Raw genomic sequence first — 18,114 nt, 5'->3', positions numbered from 1 at the left:
CTGTTCGACTCAGTGCATCAGCTCACCAACTGGCGACCGCCCCGACCCCACCGAGCACCGATCGCGTCTTCGTCTCGACCTCGTCCGCCTCGTCCGCCGCAACCGACGACCACGTCACCGCTCCCCCGGCGCCCAGCGTCCGGGAACGCACGACGCCCGAGTCGTCGAGCACGGTCACGAGGGTACGGATCGCCACCGACAGGTCGACCGCCCCGCTCGCCGAGAAGTACCCGATGGCACCCGAGTACACCCCGCGCGGCGCCCCCTCGAGCCGGTCCGCGATCGCCGTCGCGCTGCTCTTCGGTGCCCCGGTCATCGATCCGGGCGGGAACGCCGCGTGCACCACGTCGGCCCGCGACGTCCCCGCCGGCAGCACCGCCCCGATCGTCGAGACCAGCTGGTGCACGCTCGCGTAGGTCTCGACGGCGCACAGCCGCTCGACGTGCACCGACCCGGGCACGGCCGTCCGCAGCAGGTCGTTCCGCAGCAGGTCGACGATCATCACGTTCTCGGCCCGGTCCTTCGGGCTCGCCGCGAGTTCGTCCCGCACGGCAGCGTCCGCGTCAGCATCGGCGAGCCGTCGCCGCGTGCCCTTGATCGGCTCCGCGAGCACGCTCCCGACCGCGTCGATCCGCAGGAACCGCTCCGGCGACCGGCTCGCCACGCGCAGCGGGCCGAGCCGCAGGTACGCGCCGAACGGCACCGGATCGGACGCCCGCATCCGCAGGTACTCGCCCAGGTGTGGGTCCGAGACGGAGCCGCCCCGGGCCTCCCGTCCGACCGCGAAGGCGGTGGTGAGGCACACCTGGAACGCGTTGCCCTCGCGGATCTCGGCGCGGCACGCGTCGACCGCCCGCTCGTAGGCGGCCCGCGACACACGTCCGGTCGCCGCGGACACCCCGGCCGGGAGGCCCGTGGCCGCGTCCCCGACGTCGGCCGGAGTCGACGGGGCGGTCACCTGCTCGAGCCACGCGCGGTTCCGCGCACTGGCCGTCGGTTCGGCGTCGGAGACGAGCGCGAGCGCCCACCCGGAACCGGTGTGGTCGACGACGAAGGCACGGTCGACGAACCGCAGGTCGGCGTCGGCGTGTCCGTCGGCGGTGCGGTCCGGACCGCCGGACTCGCGGCCGAGCTCGTAGCCGAGGAACCCGACCCAGCCCAGCGCGAAGCCGCACCCGGGGAGCGGCTCGGGCAGGCGGGGTGTGCGGGCGAGCAGGTCGGCCAGCACCGCGAAGGCCGGACGCTCCTCGGAACGGGTCCGACCGAGCCACCCCTCTGCAGGCGCGGCGACCGTCAGGTGCGCTCGACGGTCCTGGTGCCGGAACCGGGCGGCGAACGGCCCGTCCGTCCACGCCAGCACGGACCAGCGTGCCCGGGGCCGAGCTGTGGCGGCAGCACCGTCCGGCAGACCGGAGTCGAGCCAGACCAGGTCACCCTGGACACGCGCCGCCAGGGTCGCGAGGTCCGGGACCGGGTCGAGTCGGCGGACCTCGACGCGGACGTCGGGGTCGGGGTCGAGGCCGGTCAGATCGCGGCGATCGTCCATGCGGCGGCGTGCGAGGCACCGGGGGTGAGCACCACGAGACCGCGGTCCTCGCCGTCGTTGAAGGCGTCGGGCGCGCACGTCATCGGCTCGACGGCGAGACCGGCTCGGTGGTACTCGGACACGACGTGGTCCGCGGTGTGCACCTGGGCCCAGCCGCACTCCGGACCGAAGGTCGCACGGACCCCGTGGCCGTCCGCCGCCGTGACCGCGATGGTCGCGAGGCCGGCGGCGTCGCGGTCGAAGCCCGTGAAGGCGTGGTCGATGAACCGGTCACCGATGAGTGTGGGCGTCCGCAGGTCGAACTCGTCGTGCACGGGGACCAGGTCGGTCGGGATGAGCCGGTCCGGCGTCACCTCGAGCACCTGGGCTGCCGGCAGGGACAGGGTCCAGTCGTCGACGGTTCCGGTGCCCGCGACGAGGTACGGGTGCGGGCCGGTCCCCCACGGAGCGTCCTCGGCGCCCGTGTTCGTCCCGGTGATCGTCGTGTGCAGCCCCTCGGCGTCGAGCCGGTACTCCACTGCGACCTCGACGCGGTACGGGTAGCCCTGCTGCGCCTGCACGGTGGTGGCGAGCACCACGCGGTCGTCCGCCTGCTCCTGCACCCGGAAGTCCGTCCACGCGACGAGTCCGTGCAGGGCATGGTGCCGTGCCGGCTCGGTGAGGGCGAGCTCATGGTCGACGCCGCCGAAGGAGTACTCACCGTCGACGATCCGGTTCGGCCACGGAGCCAGGACGGCACCGCGGAAGACCGGGCGCACCTCGTCGGCGTCGAACGGCACGACCAGGTCGCGACCATCGTGACGGAGCGTCCGCAGCGTCGCGCCGACGGTGGCGATGTCGGCCGTGTACCCGGCGGAGGCGATCGTCAGCGGGGACCCGGACAGCGGCGCGTCGTTGCTCATGCGCTCAGCGTATCGGGGGCGGCCGGGAGCCGTCGGACGCGCGACCCCGGAAACGAAACAGCCCCGACGCTCGGGAGCGACGGGGCGGTTCGTGTCCGTACTGTTCGTGTTCGTACCGGTGGATCTGAGGGGACTCGAACCCCTGACCCCCTGCATGCCATGCAGGTGCGCTACCAGCTGCGCCACAGACCCAGATTGTGTTGCTTCTGCGCCGACCGGTTCTCCGGAGGCACCATAGAAGCGTACACCACGCGAACGCCGGGTGACGAAATCGGAGCCGTCACCCGGGCGCGTCGCCGATCAGGCGGTGTGGTCAACCGGGAGCTCGAGGGAGATCGTCGGGCAGTCGGCCCACAGACGTTCGAGCGAGTAGTACTGACGGTCTTCGTCGTGGAACACGTGCACGATGACGTCACCGAAGTCGATGAGGACCCAGCGACCCTCGGCACGACCTTCGCGACGGAGCGTCTTGGCGCCGAGTTCGAGGAGACGTTCCTCGACGGCATCGGCGATGGACTGCACGTTGCGCTCGTTCCGACCGGTTGCGAGCAGGAACACGTCCGTGAGCTGCAACGGCCCGGTCACGTCGAGAGCGACGAGGTCCTCGGCCTGCTTGGCGTCGGCCGCGAGTGCTGCGGCCTGCACGAGTTCCAGTGCGCGAGTGGAGGCGGTCACGGATTCCTTCCGGTCGTCGAACCGACGGGCAGCCGGTTCGCTTGATGGGTCACGATCATAAGCCACCCCGCCGACAGCGGCCAGGCCGGAGTCGGCGGGGTGGTGCAGGACGGACGTCGGGGACGGCAGTGGTCAGCCGCCCATGTGGGTCGTGAGGAGGGCGGTGATGATCACGCCCGCCGCCGCCAGCCCGACGGCACCCACGGTGATGCCGAGGATGAGCGGCGTGCGCGACTCCTTCGGCTTGGCCGCGGCGAGCACGACCTGCCGGGTCGACGTGTGGCTCGACACCGCACGGCTCGCGCGGACCGGGCTGGCGTCGGTCTCGGGCTGCTCGTCCTGCTGTTCGAGCAGGCGGTCGACCTCGGCGCCGTCGATCGGCCGGTGCGACCCGGTCGACGACAGCGACGCCGGCAGGTCGATCGACCCCGTGAGGATCACCTCGCCCGTCGCGTTCAGGGCACCGGTGGGGTCGGCGAGGGCCGAGTTCGGCAGGATGATCGCGTTCGTGTTGGTCACGGCGACGCGGCGGGTACCGGTCTCGGCGTCGTGCACCTCGGAGTCGTTCGAGTCGTGCGCCTGCTGCGACCAGTGGCCGGCGGGCGGCGCGAAGGCCGTGGTCACGGGCTTCGGCTCCGTCGGACGCTGGAACGCGGCCGGGACCTTCGGGGCCTCGGTCGCGGGAGCGGATCCGGGCAGCGGCACCTCGTTGGTGTCGTCGTCCTCGGGGTCGGCGTCGGCGTCGAGCGAGAGCGGGAACACGGCGGGGGTCGCGGCGGCGGCGCTCGTCGGGATCGGGGCCGGGGCCGGGCTGACCGCTGCCTGCCGCGGCTCCGGAGCGGAGGCGGTGTCGGCGGGTCGAGCGGCCGTGGCCGGAGCGTCCTCGGTCGTCCGGTCCGTCGCGCCCTTGGACACCGCGGCGTCGGACTCGGACTCCGACGCGGACTCCGGCTCGGGCTCGGTCGTGGGCTCGGCGTCCGCAGCCTCGGCGGGCGGCGACCAGGTCGAACGGTGACGGCGGGGTTCCTCGGCGTGCGCGGCGGCCTCGTCGAGGGGCTCGAGGGCGTCCGGCGATCCGTCGGCCTCGGTGGCCTGGGCCACCGCTGCCCGGTCGAGGGCCGTCGCCGGCGCGGTCTGCTCGTCGTCGGACCCGGTGCCCGAGTCGGGAGCGCTGCGCGGTGCGACCGAGGGGTCGATGGTGTCGACCGAGCCGAGGACGTCCTCGACGGTGCGGTCCGACGACTGCGGGGTCGGGTTCTGCAGCGGGACCGGCTGGACCGCCTGGTTCTCGGCCGCACGGAGCTGCCGGATCTGCCGACGCGTGAGCCCACCGCTGCCGGGGACGATCTCGGTCGCGGAGGCCGGCGGGAACGGCGGCACACCGGCTGCCGGTGCCGACACCGGGACGGACTGCGCGGACCCGGGTGCGGACTGTGCCGACACCGGGGCGGACGACTGCGCCGGGCCACCGGGTGCCGGGGCGACGTGCGACCCGGGGCGACGGTGCGACTCCGGGGTCTCGGCGGCGGGTGCTGCGACGGTCGGGGGCGGCGTCGCGGGCTGAGAACCGGCCGCGGCGGCACGCTCCCGCTCGCGCGCTTGGCGCCGCGACAGGGGCGGCTGCGCGTCGGACGAACTCATGCAACGCTCCGATACAGGTGGTGCTTGGAGATGTACTGGACGACGCCGTCGGGAACCAAGTACCAGACGGGGAACCCCCGTCGAACCCGGTCACGGCAATCCGTCGAGGATATGGCCAGTGCAGGGACTTCGAGCAAGCTTACGTCCCGCTCGGGCAATCCGGTGATGCTCAAGGCGTGTCCCGGACGCGTCACGGCGACGAAGTGCGCCAGGTCCCAGAGACCATCATGGTCTTTCCAGTCGACGATCTGCTGAACGGCGTCTGCGCCCGAGATGAAGACCAGCTGGGCATCCGGTCGCTGTTCGTGCAGGTCACGCAGGGTGTCGACGGTGTAGGTCGGTCCTGGACGGTCGATGTCCACGCGGCTGACCGTGAACATCGGGTTCGACGCGGTCGCGATCACGGTCATCAGGTACCGGTGCTCGGCATCGGTGACGTCGGACTTCATGTACGGCTGTCCGGTGGGGACGAAGACGACTTCGTCGAGGTCGAACGCCCGCGCCACCTCGGACGCCGCGACCAGGTGCCCGTGGTGGATGGGGTCGAACGTGCCACCCATCACGCCGATGCGTGGCCGTCCGGTGGTCTCGAGCATCGAGTGGTCGGTCAGATCTTGGTGTGACCGAACTCGTCGACACCCGTCTCGTGGTGGCGGGTGGCCTCGAACTTCTGCGAGTGACGGTAGGCCACGTCGCGGAAGCTCCAGGTCACGAAGCCGAGGAAGATGAAGAAGAGGGCGCCGACCATCGGGTACACGAACGCGGGCGCCCCGGAGGCGTGCTCAGCAGCTTCTGCGAGGAGGGTCATCGTTCGGTGCTCCGTTCGGTCGGGGAAAGACGCCGTTCAGTCTAGCCGCGGATCTGCCCGGAGCCGCGCACGATCCACTTCGTGCTCGTGAGTTCCGGCAGCCCCATCGGACCGCGTGCGTGCAGCTTCTGCGTCGAGATGCCGACCTCGGCGCCGAAACCGAACTCGCCGCCGTCGGTGAACCGTGTCGACGCGTTCACCATCACGACCGCCGAGTCGACGGTCGCCAGGAACCGCTCGGCCGTGTCGACGTCGTTCGTGACGATCGACTCGGTGTGGTGCGTGGACCACCGGGCGATGTGGGCCATCGCCGCGTCGACGTCGGGCACGACGCGGATCGACAGGTCGAGGTCCATCGACTCGGTCGCCCAGTCGTCGTCCGTGGCACGGAGCACACCGGGCACGATCGCCCGCGTGGTCTCGTCACCACGCAGCGTGACGCCGGACGCCCGCAGCCGGTCGGCCAGCACCGGCAGGAGCCGTTCGGCCGCTGCCTCGTGCACCAGGAGGGTCTCGAGGGCGTTGCACACACTCGGCCGCTGCACCTTGCTGTTCAGGACGATGTCCACGGCCCGCTGCTCGGGCGCGGACGCGTCGAGGAACACGTGCACGACCCCCGCACCGGTCTCGATGACGGGCACCTGCGACTCGGTCACCACGGTCTGGATGAGCGAGGCGCTCCCCCGCGGGATCAGCACGTCGACCAGGCCACGGGCGCGCATGAGCTCGGTGGCACCGGCCCGGCCGAACGTGTCGATGGTCTGCACCAGGTCGCGCGGCAGCCCGACCGACTCGACGGCGTCCTGGATGCGTGCCACGAGGACGGCGTTGGTGTGCTGCGCTGCGGACCCGCCGCGGAGCACCACGGCGTTCCCCGACTTGAGCGCGAGCGAGGCGATGTCGACGGTGACGTTGGGGCGCGCCTCGTAGATGGCGCCGACGACGCCGAACGGCACGCGGACCTGGGTGAGCTGGAGCCCGTTCGGCAGCTGCGACCCGCGGACGTGCTCACCCACCGGGTCGGTGAGCCCGACGACGTGCTCGACCGCGGCGGCCAGGGCCTCGATCCGGACCGGGTCGAGCCGCAACCGGTCGAGCAGCCCGGACGACAGCCCGCCGTCCTCACCGGCGACCAGGTCCTCGTGGTTCGCGGTGACGATCTCGGCGGTCGCGGCGCGCACGGCCGAGGCGATCGCCACGAGCGCGGCGTCCTTGACGGCGGTGGTCGCGGTCGCGAGCGCCGACGAGGCAGCCCGTGCTGCCACGAGCGTGTCGGTCAGGGTCGGGGCGGGCGCGATCGACGACATGGACCGATTCTAGGTCCGCCCCTCGGTTCGTGACGGGCGTGCCGGACGCTCGCCGTGCCTCCAGGCCCGGTCCGCCGCGCCGACCGGTCACGACACGTCGTCACCCGTCTGCTGAGCGGTCGCAGATCTGCGCGACGCGGCGACCGTACCGAGGGTTCTCGACCACACGCCGGCGTCCCGACAGGGAGTCGTGACCGCCTGGAGGCCCGCCACCGGTCCCCGGACCTGCACCGGGCCTCCAGGCGGTCGCGTCCACTCCGCCGACCGGTCACGACACGTCGTCCTGCGCCGTGCGCGCGGTCACAGACCGTCGCTCCGCGACGCCTGCGCCGACGGTTCCCGACCATTCGGCGCCGTGCCGATGGCGCGTCGTGACCGTTCCGGGCGCTGTGCGGACTGCGTCAGGGCCGCGATGCGGCGTGGAACCAGGTACCGAGGTGTTCGCCGGCCAGCGCGCGGTCGACCAGCGCCGTGTCGGTGACGAGCACAGCGGTGCCGGCCTCGGCTGCGAGCCGCGCGGCGGCGACCTTGGTCCCCGCTCCCCCGGTGCCGACGCCGGCGGTGCCGATCGAGCCAAAGGTGACCCCGGCGAGCTCGTCGCCGAACGGCACCTCGTCGATGCGGGTCGCGCCGGGCTGCTCCGGGGGCGCCGTGTAGAGCGCCTCAACGTCGGAGAGCAGCACGAGGACATCGGCACCGAGCAGCCGGGCCACCAGGGCCGCGAGCCGGTCGTTGTCGCCGAAGCGGATCTCGTGCGTGGCGACGGTGTCGTTCTCGTTCACGATCGGCAGCACCCGCAGCGCGAGCAACCGGTCGATGGCCCGCTGGGCGTTCACCCGGTGCGTCGGATTCTGCAGGTCACCGGCGGTCAGCAGGATCTGCGCCGCGACGACACCGTGCCGGTCGAGTTCCTTCTGGTACCGGAACATCAGGACGTTCTGACCCGTGGCCGCGGCCGCCTGCTGCGTGGCGAGGTCGTCCGGCCGACCCTCGAGCCCGAGGAACGGGAACCCGGTCGCGATCGCACCGGACGACACGAGCACGACCTCGGTGCCTCGACCGTAGGCCGCGGCCAGGGCGTCGACCAGCGGGCCGATCTGGCCGGCGGCGGCACCGCTGACCGAGGACGAGCCGACCTTGACCACGATCCGCCGCGCACGCGGGATGTCCTCGCGCCGGGTGACGGGTCCGAGGTCGCTGTGGGCGGTCGTGTCGGTCATGCCGCGGTCAGTCCTTCTGGTCGCTGGTCTCGACCTGGTCGCTGTCGGACTGGTCGCCGGTGCCGAGCTGGTCGCTGGTCACCACGTCGTCGTCCACCCAGAGCCCGGAGACGCGCTCCTGCTCGAGCTCGGCGCGGGCGGCCGCCTTGGCGTCCATCCGCTCGAAGTACTCCTCGCGCCGCTCGTTGCGGGTCGGACGCGAGGTCGCGCCGATGCGGGCGTCGGTACCGCGGGCGCTCGTGATGAGCTCCGCCGTCGAGGTGAGCGTCGGCTCCCAGTCGAACACCATGCCGCCGTCGCCACCGATGACGACGGTCGACCCGGCGACGGCACCGGCCTTGAACAGGCCGTCCTCGACGCCGAGCTTCGCGAGCCGGTCGGCCAGGTAGCCGATCGCCTCTTCGTTGGTGAAGTCGGTCTGCTGGACCCAGCGCTCCGGCTTGGCGCCGCGGACACGGTAGAAGCGGTGCTCCTCGCCGCCCTCGGCGCGCACGGTGAAGGGCTTCTCGTTGACCGAACGGGGGCGGAGCACGATGCGCTCCGGGACCGGCTCGGCAGCACGGGCGGCGCGGGCCTGCTCGACGATGTCGGCCAGCGCGAACGTCAGCTCGCGGAGACCCTTGCGCGACGCGGTCGAGATCGGGAAGACGCGGTAGCCGCGGCTCTCGAGTTCGGCGGTGACGAACTCGGCGAGCTCCTGCGCCTCGGGCACGTCCACCTTGTTCAGGGCGATGAGCTGCGGGCGCTCGAGCAGCGGCACCTGGCCCTCGGGGACCGGGTAACGCTCGAGCTCGCCGAGGATGACGTCGAGGTCGCTGATCGGGTCGCGGCCCGGGTCGAGCGTGGCGCAGTCGATGACGTGGAGCAGCGCCTCGCACCGCTCGACGTGGCGCAGGAACTCGAGTCCGAGGCCCTTGCCCTCGGACGCACCCTCGATCAGACCGGGGACGTCGGCGACGGTGAACCGGGTGTCGCCGGACTCGACGACACCGAGGTTCGGGGTGAGGGTCGTGAACGGGTAGTCGGCGATCTTCGGCTTGGCGGCGGAGATGGCCGCGATGAGCGAGGACTTGCCGGCGCTCGGGAACCCGACGAGGGCGACGTCGGCGATGGTCTTCAGCTCGAGGCTGATGTCGCCGGCCCACCCCTCGGTGCCGAGCAGCGCGAAGCCGGGGGCCTTGCGCTTCGTGGTGGAGAGCGCCGCGTTGCCGAGACCGCCCTGTCCGCCGGGGGCCACGACGACGCGCATGCCGGGCTCGGTGAGGTCGGCGATGACCTCGCCGGACTCGTCGTAGACGACGGTGCCGACGGGCATCGGGAGCTCGAGGACCTCGCCGCTGACGCCGCTGCGGTGGTCGCCCATGCCGGGCTGCCCGTTCTTCGACGAGCGGTGCGGTGAACGGTGGTAGCCGAGCAGCGTGGTCACCTGCGGGTCGGCCACGAGCACGATGTCGCCGCCGTCACCGCCGTTGCCGCCGTCGGGCCCGGCGAGGGGCTTGAACTTCTCACGGCGGACCGACACGCAGCCGTTGCCGCCGTGCCCCGCGCTGAGGTGCAGGGTCACGCGGTCGACGAAGGTCGCCATGGGTCCACTCCAGGTGTTTCGTTGTGCCGACGGGATCGTCGGCGGGAAAAGCGAAGGAGGGGCGGGCACTCGGCCCGCCCCTCCCGCTGCAGTCGTTCGGACGACTACGCGTTGACGATGTTGATGACCTTGCGGCCACCCTTGGTGCCGAACTCGACCGAACCGGACGAGAGGGCGAACAGCGTGTCGTCGCCACCGCGGCCGACGTTGGCGCCCGGGTGGAAGTGCGTGCCGCGCTGGCGGACGATGATCTCGCCGGCGTTGACGACCTCGCCACCGAAGCGCTTCACGCCGAGGCGCTGTGCGTTCGAGTCACGACCGTTGCGAGTGGAACTCGCACCCTTCTTGTGTGCCATGAGTTGACTCCCTTACGCGATCTTGGTGATCTTGACGCGGGTCAGCTCAGCGCGGAAACCCTGGCGCTTCTTGTACCCGGTCTTGTTCTTGAACTTCTGGATGATGACCTTGGGACCACGGAGGTCGTCGAGCACCTCGGCGGTGACGGTCACGTTCGCGAGCTCGGAAGCCGCCGACGTGATCTTGTCACCGTCCACGAGGAGCACGGGGGCGAGGTCGATGTTGCCCTTGTCGTCCGCCTTGGCACGGTCGATGGTCAGGATGGTGCCGACCTCGACCTTCTCCTGACGGCCGCCGGCGCGCACTACTGCGTAAACCACGTGGAAATCCTTACGTAACTCTGCTTGAGGGAAGTCTCGGGTGCCCACTTCTGCACGAGCGGCTCCCGGAAGGCCGGGCCCGATCGGCGACGCAGGCAGAACGGCCCGCTGACACCAGGGACCGAGAATACTCGATCACCCTGGGTCCGGTCAAACGGCGACACCCGTACGATTGCACGGTGACCGTGTTGATCGACCCACCGACGTGGCCCGCCCACGACACACTGTGGTCGCACCTCGTCAGTGATGAATCCTACGCGGAACTCCACGCGTTCGCTGCGCGGGCCGGTGTGCCGCGCCGTGCGTTCGATCACGACCACTACGACGTCCCGCTCTCGCGGTACGACGAACTGGTGGCCGCTGGCGCGTCCGCCGTGACCGGTCGGGAGCTCGTGCTGCGCCTGATCCGCAGCGGGCTGCGCGTGGCGCAGCGGGACAAGCGCGGGCTCTGACGGCACGCCAGGACGGCCGGGAGGCCCGGTGCCGGTCCGCCCCGCGCGGCACCTCGCACGGCGCGCCGCCGGCTCGCAGGGCCGCGCGAACGGTGCGAGGTTCCGTACTCCGTGCGACGCGGAGACTGGCACACCGAGTACGGAACCTCGCACGGTTCGACGGGGCCTCGCACCGTGCGAGGGGCCGCGAACGGGCTCAGCGGGGAGCTGGACCGCCCCAGGGGTTCGCCGGGGGCTGCTGCGGCTGGATCGTCGCCGGCGGGACCGCGTCGGCGGGTCGGACGGTGCCCGGCATGCCCGACGTCGACGCCGGACTGCGAGCACCGCGTGGGCGGCCGAGCCAGAGCCACGCCGCCGTGGCGGTCGCGAGGAGCATCACCGTGAAGGGCACGCCGTTCTGCAGCGGCGTCGTGACGACGTCGATGACGAGCTTCGAGCCGCCAGCGGTGGTCGCACCGAACGAGCCCGTGAAGACCCCGACGAGCGCCAGGGCGACGGTGCCGGCGGCGCCGGCGAGCACGGCGCGGAGCAGGAGCCGAGGCAGCGGGCTGCGGCGGTCGATCGGTGTCAGGAAGGCCAGGGCCAGGAAGGCACCGGCGTAGTACGGGAACGGCGCCACGAAGACCCCGGTGGTGAAGCTGCCGAGCAAGCTCGTCCCGGCGCCGTAGTGCCGGAACGGGCTGACCACGAGCGCGTTCCCGAGCAGTCCGAACAGCCCGGACACGAACTGGACGAGCACCAGGGTCACCACGGCGATGAGCGCGCCGGCCGTGTTCGTCACCGAGGCGCCCGGCGCGAACGCCCGGCGCGGATCGGCGGGGGCACGGGGTGGCCGCGGCGGGGCGTACGGGGCTCCGGCACCGGGCTGGTGCCCGTACTGCGGCACACTGCCCTGCTGCGGCGGCACCGGGCCTCCCGGCTGCTGACTGCCCGGGCCGGGCGGTGCGGGCTGGGACCAGCCCGCACCGTAGTACCCGCGCTGCTGCTGCGGGTCGCCCGGGTTCGTCATGGTCAGTTCCCCAGGATCACGGCGCCGTCGGAGCCGTCGGAGCCGTCGGTGTCATCGGTCGACTCATCCGTCGGCGCCGCCGGAGCACTGATGCTCGGGGACGAGACCCGGCGGGAGCGCGAACGCCCCTGACCGGGCTGCTTCGGCTCGGGCAGCGCCTGGAGCACCGAGTCGAGCAGCGACTCGGCGTCCGGGGCGACCGTGCGTGGCTCGCGCTTGGGCGCCGCGGCGATCGGGATGTCCAGGATCGCGACGGAGTTCTCGGTCGGGGTCACCGTCGCGCTCGAGCTCACCCGACGACGAGCCGGGGCCTTGGCCTTCGGTGCAGCGGCGACCGGCTCGACGACGGCCTTCGGCTCGCCCGCCGTCGGCGCGGTGGCCTTCGGCTCGACGACCACGGCCTCGGCGGCTTCCGGTGCGACCGACCGGTCGGGCGCATCGGACTGCTCCGCAGCGGGAGCGTCCGTCGACTCGGCGTTCTCGGCACCCGCAGTGGCCTGCTGGTCCCCACCGCGTCCGCCACGACCGCGGCGGCGACGCTTCGAACCGGTCGGCTGCTCGCCGGAGGTGCCGTTCGCGGCATCGGCCGACGTCGGCGCCGTCGCGTCCGTCGCGTCCGTCCCGGTCGACGCTGCGGCTGCGTCTGCCGCCTGCTGCTCGTCGTGCGAGAGGGTCGAGGCCGCGATCCGCGACAGCGCGTTCTTCACGTCGTCGGTGATCTGGTGCGCCTGACCGGAGGGCCCGTTCGACTGCCCCGAGGAACCGGAGTGCCCCTTGCCACCGTTGCCGTTGCCGTTGCCGTTGCCGTTGCCGTTGCCGTTGTCGGACCGGCCGTTCTCGTTGCCGTTCCCACCACGACCCTTGCGACGCCCCTTGCTCGGGCCCGGGTCGGCGTTGTTGTCGTTGACCTTGGCGTTGACCTCGTCGAGGGACTCGCGCAGGCCGACCCCGATCTTCTTGCGGGTCATCTGCACGAGGCCGAGCGAGGTGATCTCGGCGACCTGGTGCTTCGTGCGGTCGCGGCTCAGGCACTCGACCAGGCGGCGGAGCACGAGGTCGCGGTTCTCCTCGAGCACCATGTCGATGAAGTCGACGACGATGATGCCGCCGATGTCGCGCAGGCGGAGCTGGCGGACGAGTTCCTCGGCAGCCTCGAGGTTGTTCTTCGTGACCGTCTCTTCGAGGTTGCCCCCGGAACCGACGAACTTGCCGGTGTTGACGTCGACGACCGTCATGGCCTCGGTGCGGTCGATGACGAGCGAACCACCGGAGGGCAGCCAGACCTTGCGGTCGAGCGCCTTGTCGATCTGCTCGTTGAGGCGGAACTCCTCGAAGGAGTCCGGGCCCTCGTAGCGGACGACGCGGTCCTTGAGGTCCGGGGCGACGGCCGACAGGTACTCGTCGATGGTGCCGCCGGCGGCCTCGCCGTCGATGATCAGCTTCGTGAAGTCCTCGTTGAAGACGTCACGGACGATCTTGATGAGCAGGTCCGGCTCGGAGTGCAGCATGACCGGGGCGTGACCACCGGCGACCTTCTTCTGGATGGCCTCCCACTGGCTGGTCAGGCGCTGCACGTCGCGGGTGAGCTGCTCCTCGGTCGCGCCCTCGGCAGCGGTGCGCACGATGACGCCCGCGTGCTCCGGCAGGACCTCCTTCAGGATCTTCTTCAGGCGGGCACGCTCGGTGTCCGGCAGCTTGCGCGAGATCCCGTTCATCGAGCCGTTCGGCACGTAGACCAGGTAGCGGCCCGGCAGCGAGATCTGGCTGGTCAGACGGGCGCCCTTGTGGCCGACCGGGTCCTTCGTGACCTGCACGAGGACCTTGTCGCCCGGCTTGAGCGCTGCTTCGATGCGGCGACCGTGGTTGCCGGTCTCGACGGAGTTCCAGTCGACCTCACCGGCGTAGAGCACGGCGTTGCGGCCACGACCGATGTCGACGAACGCGGCCTCCATCGAGGGCAGGACGTTCTGCACCTTGCCGAGGTACACGTTGCCGATGAGCGACACGTTCTCGGACTTGGTGATGTAGTGCTCGGCGAGGATGCCGTCCTCGAGCACGCCGATCTCGATCGTCGACGAGCTGGAGCGGACGATCATCTGGCGGTCGACGCTCTCGCGGCGGGCGAGGAACTCGTCCTCGCTCACGACCTGGCGGCGGCGTCCGGCGTCACGGCCGTCACGACGGCGCTGCTTCTTCGCCTCGAGCCGGGTCGAACCCTTGATGCGCTGCGGCTCGGTGATGAGTTCCGGCTCACGGCGGCGCGGCTCCTGGTGGTCGCGCGGCTCGCGCGGCTCGCGGGCCTCGCGGTCGGCGCTCGACCCACGGCGACGCGAACGGCGGCGCGAACCGCCCTGGTCGTCGCGGTCGTCACGGTCGCGATCGCGGTCGCGATCGAAACGGTCCTCGCGGTCGTAGCGGTCGTCCTCGTCGCGGTCGCGGTCGCGATCGCGGTCGCGGTCGCGCTCGTACCGGGGCGCGCGCTGCGGCAGCTCCGGCAGCACCGGCGCGTGGAAGATCAGGCTGAGTGTGCTCGTCGCCTTCGGCACGAACGGCTCCTCGGCGGCAGCAGCGGGTGCGCTCGCCTCGGTCGTCGGCTCGCCCTGGGCCGGACGGGAGGCACGGTTCGCGTCCGCCCCGTCGGTCGCGGTGGCGGCCTGGTCACCCGACACGACCGGCAGGTCGCCGGTCAGCGTGCTCACGTCGTGCGGCTCGGCCCCGCCGTCGGCGACGGCCTCGACCGCGACGGAGACCGCCCCGGTGTCGGTCGACTCGACGGGCGACGCCGGCGAAGCCGGGGAGTCGGGCGAGTCCGGCGAATCGGGAGAGTCCGGCGAACCGGCCGACGCGACGCTGGCCGCGGGACGGGCGTCAGCGCCGCCCGTCAGCGCGAGGGTCTCGTCGGCGTGGGGTGCCTGCTCGGCGCCCCTCCCCACGAGCTCGGCCGCCACGTCGCTTCGCGACGCGTCGGAACCGGCTCGCGTGGGCCCAGCCTCCTGGCCGGACGACCGGGCGCGGCGACCGCCGAACAGGCGGCTCCGGCGCTTCGGCGCGTTCTCGTCGTTGGTCGTGTTGTCGTTGTTCTGCTCCACCATGAACTGGCGCACTCCTCGGCCCCACTCGCACCCTTTCGGATGGCGGGAATTCTGTCGTTGTGGCGGGCGGCGTCGACGCCCCCGCGTTCGCTGTCTCGTGACCGGTCCGCGTCAACTTCTCGTTGCGTCCGCGCCCGTTCCGCTCCGGGCACCCGGCCCGGGTCGGCCCGGCGTCGGAGTGACGCTGTCCGACCACAGTGCGCTCTCACCGCACCTGATCGTCCGGGCACCGCCCGGTGGGGCGATGCTCGGAAAGCTCGCTTCGGTGTGCGGTTGGCCGCACGACCTCCAGGCATTATCGCATGCCACACCCGGAAAGCACCGGAACCCGCATGCGATGATGACCGCGTGACCGCGTCTGCACCTGCCCCCCGTCGTCCGATCGCGATGGCGGTCTTCCTGCTCGTCACCGGGCTCGTCGGCCTGTTCGGCTCGTTCCAGCTCGTGCTCGACGAGTTCAAGAAGTACGAGAACCCGAAGGCCGTCCTCAGCTGCGACCTCAATCCGTTCATCAGCTGCTCGGACGTGATGGCGAGCGCGCAGGGGCACCTGTTCGGGTTCCCGAACCCGCTGCTCGGCCTCCTCGGCTTCGTCGCACCGATCGCCGTCGCCGTCATGCTGCTCGCCGGGTTCCGGAACGGATCACGCTGGTTCTGGATCGCGTTCAACGTCGGTGTGTTCCTGGCGTGGGTGTTCGTCACGTGGCTGTTCACGCAGACCGTGTGGGTCATCGGCGCACTGTGCCCGTGGTGCATGCTCGTCTGGTCGGTGACGATCCCGATGTTCTGGGTGTTCACGATCTGGAACGCCGCGCAGGGCCGCTTCGGCGCCGGCGCACAGCGGGTCGGACGGACGCTCCTGCCCTTCTGCTGGGCGTTCCCGCTGGCGAACTACCTGTTCATCATCGTCACGATCATCATCATGTTCCCGACCCTCCTGTCGATGATCTGACCCGCCCGGGCTGCCCCTACGCTCGGGATCGATGACTGAGCACGAGAGCGGCAGGGCGCATCGGGACGCCGCGCGGGAACGCGCACGTGCGGCCCGGGCGAAGGACCGGGCGCGTCGACGCCGCCGCCGCGTGCTGGGCACCAGCGGGATCATCGTCGGCAGCCTCACGGTGGTCGCGGTGGTGGTCGTCGTGATCGCGAACTCGGTGCGGCCCGCCGGGCCGGGTCCCCGCAACACGGCGAGCGACGGCGTCCTGCTGACGGGCTCGAACGGCAGGATCGTGCCCGTCGAGACGCGAGCGGTGCCCGACGGCGAGTCCCCGACGCCGACCGCGCAGGGCGGCTCGCAGACCGCGATCACGATCTACGCGGACTACATGTGCCCGTACTGCAACCAGTTCGAGACGGCGCAGATGCCACAGATCCGGCAGTGGGTCGAGGACGGCACCGCCACCCTCGAGCTGCACCCGCTCGGGCTGCTCGACCGCGTGTCGCTCGGATCGCGGTACTCCACCCGCTCGGCTGCGGCTGCCGCCTGCGTGGCGGACCACGACCCGGACGCGTTCCTGGCGTTCAACAGCTCGCTCTACGAGCACCAGCCGTCCGAGGGCACGCGCGGACTCACCAACGACGAGCTGGCGTCCCTCGCTGCGGACGCCGGGGCGACGGACCCGGCCGTGACACCGTGCATCATCCGGCAGGACTTCGCCGGGTGGGTCGCCGACGCCACGAACCGGGCGATGAACGACCCGGTACCGAACTCGTCGCTCGAGCGGATCACGAGCACGCCGACGATCATCGTCAACGGCGAGCAGTACGACGCGGACGGCTCGACGTCCCTCGCCGACACCGACGCCTTCGCGGCCTTCGTCCGGCGGCACGGCGGGACGTCCTAGCTCCCCCGCGCACGACGAACGGCCCCCGCTCCCGAGTGGGAGCGAGGGCCGTCGGTCGTTCGGGAGTGCTACTTCGCCGCGGCGTCGATCGCGGTGATGACCGTGCTGAGGTCGTCGAGGCGCTTGCCGTCGACGACGACCGTCGGCGTGCCGAAGCCCTGGGGGCCCGCGAGTGCCTCGTCGGCCGTCACGATCTTGGTCGACTTCGTCACCCAGCCCTTGAACTGCTCGGTGGACAGGCACTCGGAGAGGTCCGAACCGGTCGCGCCGCCCGCCTTCACGAGCTTCGCGATCTCGGAGTTGGTGAGCCCCTTGGTGCCCTCGGCCGGCTGGTTCTCGAAGAACTGCGTCTGCACGTCGAGGAACTTGTCCGGCGCGTAGTTCGCCACGCACATGGCGGCGTTCGCGGCCCGGCTGGCGTACCGGGAGCCCGCGTAGCTGCGGTCGAGGATCGACACCGGCTGGATCGCCAGGGTCGCGTCGCCCGACTTCACCTTGTCGAGGATCTGGCCGGAGTACGCCGCCTCGAACTGCTTGCAGACCGGGCACGCCCAGTCGACGTACTCGGTGACCGTCACGGCACCGTCGGCGTTCGTCGTCGGGGCCGCGGAGGGCGTGCCCTTCGCGGGGACGGCCTTCGTGTTCACCGGGGTGACCTTGCCGTCCTCGCCGGTGAACTGGATCGCGCCGGTGGCCATGTTCTTCGGGCCGGCCGCCGAGAGGGCGGGTGCGTTGTTCACGTTCACCACGACGATGGTGATGATCGCGGCGATCGCCACGATGCCCAGGCCGATGCCGCCCTGCAGGAACCACCTGTTGCGGCGCTTGCGGCGCTTCTCGGCGTCGGCGCGCTGCCGTGCGACCTCACGGGCGTGCTGACGCCGCTCGTTCTTGGTGGGTCGGTCGTTGTTCGTCACGTCGTCCCCGTCGCTCAGGCGAACCAGAGCGCGAGCTCGCGCGCGGCCGACTCGGGGCTGTCCGAACCGTGGACCAGGTTCTGCTGCACCTTGAGGCCCCAGTCGCGGCCGAGGTCACCACGGATGGTGCCGGGCGCGGCGGAGGTCGGGTCGGTGGTGCCGGCGAGCGAGCGGAAGCCCGCGATCGCACCGTTGCCGGCGACGCGCACGGCGACGACCGGGCCGGACTGCATGAACTCGACGAGCGGCTCGAAGAACGGCTTGCCCTGGTGCTCCTCGTAGTGCGCGTCGAGCAGGTCCCGCGGCGCGGTGAGCATCTTCAGGTCGACGAGCTCGTAGCCCTTGGCCTCGATCCGGCGGAGGATCTCACCGGTGAGCTGGCGGGCGACGCCGTCGGGCTTGACGAGGACGAGGGTCTCTTCGAAGTCGGACACGCA

18 protein-coding genes and 1 tRNA gene are annotated in these 18,114 nt (G+C 71.5%); 3 read left to right on the top strand and 16 right to left on the bottom strand.

Annotated elements, in window-relative coordinates:
* Positions 1–22: 22 nt before the first annotated feature.
* From KK087_RS12095 to rplU, 12 genes are all read right to left on the bottom strand, one after another.
* Positions 23–1,546: an anthranilate synthase component I family protein gene (locus KK087_RS12095; protein WP_214565566.1), complete on the bottom strand. Its 1,524-nt coding sequence runs from the start codon at positions 1,544–1,546 to the stop codon at positions 23–25.
* On the bottom strand, positions 1,525–2,448 hold the full coding sequence (locus KK087_RS12090; protein WP_214565564.1) for an aldose 1-epimerase family protein: 924 nt from the start codon (positions 2,446–2,448) through the stop codon (positions 1,525–1,527). Before KK087_RS12090 ends, KK087_RS12095 begins: the two co-directional genes overlap by 22 nt.
* A 119-nt stretch (positions 2,449–2,567) precedes the next feature.
* Positions 2,568–2,640 (bottom strand) — tRNA-Ala (locus KK087_RS12085).
* Positions 2,641–2,748: 108 nt separating this feature from the next.
* Positions 2,749–3,123, bottom strand: coding sequence for a ribosome silencing factor (rsfS, locus tag KK087_RS12080; RefSeq protein WP_214531373.1), 375 nt, complete (start codon positions 3,121–3,123; stop codon positions 2,749–2,751).
* A gap of 132 nt (positions 3,124–3,255) precedes the next feature.
* Positions 3,256–4,764 (bottom strand): hypothetical protein, encoded by a 1,509-nt coding sequence (locus KK087_RS12075; RefSeq protein WP_214565562.1) that lies wholly within the window; start codon positions 4,762–4,764, stop codon positions 3,256–3,258.
* Positions 4,761–5,360, bottom strand: coding sequence for a nicotinate-nucleotide adenylyltransferase (nadD, locus tag KK087_RS12070; protein ID WP_110859233.1), 600 nt, complete (start codon positions 5,358–5,360; stop codon positions 4,761–4,763). Before nadD ends, KK087_RS12075 begins: the two co-directional genes overlap by 4 nt.
* A gap of 11 nt (positions 5,361–5,371) precedes the next feature.
* Entirely contained in the window at positions 5,372–5,572 is a 201-nt protein-coding gene (locus KK087_RS12065; protein WP_214531371.1) for a hypothetical protein, read from the bottom strand.
* Positions 5,573–5,613: 41 nt separating this feature from the next.
* Complete coding sequence (locus KK087_RS12060; protein WP_214565560.1) at positions 5,614–6,879, bottom strand: glutamate-5-semialdehyde dehydrogenase; 1,266 nt, start codon at positions 6,877–6,879, stop codon at positions 5,614–5,616.
* 401 nt (positions 6,880–7,280) lie between these two features.
* Positions 7,281–8,099 carry a glutamate 5-kinase gene (gene proB, locus KK087_RS12055; protein ID WP_250901051.1) on the bottom strand — a complete coding sequence of 273 codons (819 nt, stop codon included), beginning with the start codon at positions 8,097–8,099 and terminating at the stop codon, positions 7,281–7,283.
* A gap of 7 nt (positions 8,100–8,106) precedes the next feature.
* A complete protein-coding gene (gene obgE / locus KK087_RS12050) occupies positions 8,107–9,684 on the bottom strand; it encodes a GTPase ObgE (RefSeq protein WP_214565558.1) in 1,578 nt (525 codons plus the stop codon).
* 104 nt (positions 9,685–9,788) lie between these two features.
* Complete coding sequence (gene rpmA / locus KK087_RS12045) at positions 9,789–10,040, bottom strand: 50S ribosomal protein L27 (protein ID WP_017885976.1); 252 nt, start codon at positions 10,038–10,040, stop codon at positions 9,789–9,791.
* A gap of 12 nt (positions 10,041–10,052) precedes the next feature.
* Positions 10,053–10,361, bottom strand: a complete 309-nt coding sequence (gene rplU / locus KK087_RS12040; RefSeq protein WP_027464715.1) for a 50S ribosomal protein L21 — start codon at positions 10,359–10,361, stop codon at positions 10,053–10,055.
* A 179-nt stretch (positions 10,362–10,540) separates the two neighbouring features.
* Between rplU and KK087_RS12035 the strand changes: the two genes are divergently transcribed.
* Complete coding sequence (locus KK087_RS12035; RefSeq protein ID WP_071405560.1) at positions 10,541–10,813, top strand: DUF4031 domain-containing protein; 273 nt, start codon at positions 10,541–10,543, stop codon at positions 10,811–10,813.
* A 196-nt stretch (positions 10,814–11,009) separates the two neighbouring features.
* Here the strand turns inward: KK087_RS12035 and KK087_RS12030 are convergent, their stop codons facing one another.
* Together KK087_RS12030 and KK087_RS12025 are read right to left on the bottom strand one after the other, a co-directional pair.
* Entirely contained in the window at positions 11,010–11,822 is an 813-nt protein-coding gene (locus KK087_RS12030; protein ID WP_214565556.1) for a hypothetical protein, read from the bottom strand.
* A 2-nt stretch (positions 11,823–11,824) separates the two neighbouring features.
* Positions 11,825–14,914, bottom strand: coding sequence for an Rne/Rng family ribonuclease (locus tag KK087_RS12025; RefSeq protein WP_214565554.1), 3,090 nt, complete (start codon positions 14,912–14,914; stop codon positions 11,825–11,827).
* 348 nt (positions 14,915–15,262) lie between these two features.
* Here KK087_RS12025 and KK087_RS12020 point away from each other — a divergent pair, with 348 nt between their 5' ends.
* Positions 15,263–15,865, top strand: coding sequence for a vitamin K epoxide reductase family protein (locus tag KK087_RS12020; RefSeq protein WP_307860052.1), 603 nt, complete (start codon positions 15,263–15,265; stop codon positions 15,863–15,865).
* 31 nt (positions 15,866–15,896) lie between these two features.
* Positions 15,897–16,760, top strand: coding sequence for a DsbA family protein (locus tag KK087_RS12015; protein ID WP_214565552.1), 864 nt, complete (start codon positions 15,897–15,899; stop codon positions 16,758–16,760).
* A gap of 68 nt (positions 16,761–16,828) precedes the next feature.
* On the opposite strand, the gene KK087_RS12010 is transcribed toward KK087_RS12015, so the two are convergent.
* Both KK087_RS12010 and ndk read right to left on the bottom strand, forming a co-directional pair.
* Positions 16,829–17,677 carry a DsbA family protein gene (locus KK087_RS12010; RefSeq protein WP_214530451.1) on the bottom strand — a complete coding sequence of 283 codons (849 nt, stop codon included), beginning with the start codon at positions 17,675–17,677 and terminating at the stop codon, positions 16,829–16,831.
* A gap of 14 nt (positions 17,678–17,691) precedes the next feature.
* The gene (gene ndk, locus KK087_RS12005) at positions 17,692–18,111 is read right to left on the bottom strand and encodes a nucleoside-diphosphate kinase (RefSeq protein ID WP_017885984.1); all 420 of its coding nucleotides are present in this window, start codon (positions 18,109–18,111) and stop codon (positions 17,692–17,694) included.
* Positions 18,112–18,114 lie beyond the last annotated feature (3 nt).

Origin of the sequence: Curtobacterium aurantiacum (assembly GCF_018598555.1) — a bacterium.
Classification (GTDB): Bacteria; Actinomycetota; Actinomycetes; order Actinomycetales; family Microbacteriaceae; genus Curtobacterium; species Curtobacterium aurantiacum.
This window is presented reverse-complemented; position numbering and strand designations above follow the sequence as displayed.

What these genes read in the sequence shown, in the direction of transcription:
- KK087_RS12095 (WP_214565566.1), bottom strand. Translation starts at nt 1,546, where the DNA reads ATGGACGATCGCCGCGATCTGACCGGCCTCGACCCCGACCCCGACGTC.
- KK087_RS12090 (WP_214565564.1), bottom strand. Translation starts at nt 2,448, where the DNA reads ATGAGCAACGACGCGCCGCTGTCCGGGTCCCCGCTGACGATCGCCTCC.
- KK087_RS12075 (WP_214565562.1), bottom strand. Translation starts at nt 4,764, where the DNA reads ATGAGTTCGTCCGACGCGCAGCCGCCCCTGTCGCGGCGCCAAGCGCGC.
- nadD (WP_110859233.1), bottom strand. Translation starts at nt 5,360, where the DNA reads ATGCTCGAGACCACCGGACGGCCACGCATCGGCGTGATGGGTGGCACG.
- KK087_RS12065 (WP_214531371.1), bottom strand. Translation starts at nt 5,572, where the DNA reads ATGACCCTCCTCGCAGAAGCTGCTGAGCACGCCTCCGGGGCGCCCGCG.
- KK087_RS12060 (WP_214565560.1), bottom strand. Translation starts at nt 6,879, where the DNA reads ATGTCGTCGATCGCGCCCGCCCCGACCCTGACCGACACGCTCGTGGCA.
- proB (WP_250901051.1), bottom strand. Translation starts at nt 8,099, where the DNA reads ATGACCGACACGACCGCCCACAGCGACCTCGGACCCGTCACCCGGCGC.
- obgE (WP_214565558.1), bottom strand. Translation starts at nt 9,684, where the DNA reads ATGGCGACCTTCGTCGACCGCGTGACCCTGCACCTCAGCGCGGGGCAC.
- rpmA (WP_017885976.1), bottom strand. Translation starts at nt 10,040, where the DNA reads ATGGCACACAAGAAGGGTGCGAGTTCCACTCGCAACGGTCGTGACTCG.
- KK087_RS12030 (WP_214565556.1), bottom strand. Translation starts at nt 11,822, where the DNA reads ATGACGAACCCGGGCGACCCGCAGCAGCAGCGCGGGTACTACGGTGCG.
- KK087_RS12025 (WP_214565554.1), bottom strand. Translation starts at nt 14,914, where the DNA reads ATGGTGGAGCAGAACAACGACAACACGACCAACGACGAGAACGCGCCG.
- KK087_RS12015 (WP_214565552.1), top strand. Translation starts at nt 15,897, where the DNA reads ATGACTGAGCACGAGAGCGGCAGGGCGCATCGGGACGCCGCGCGGGAA.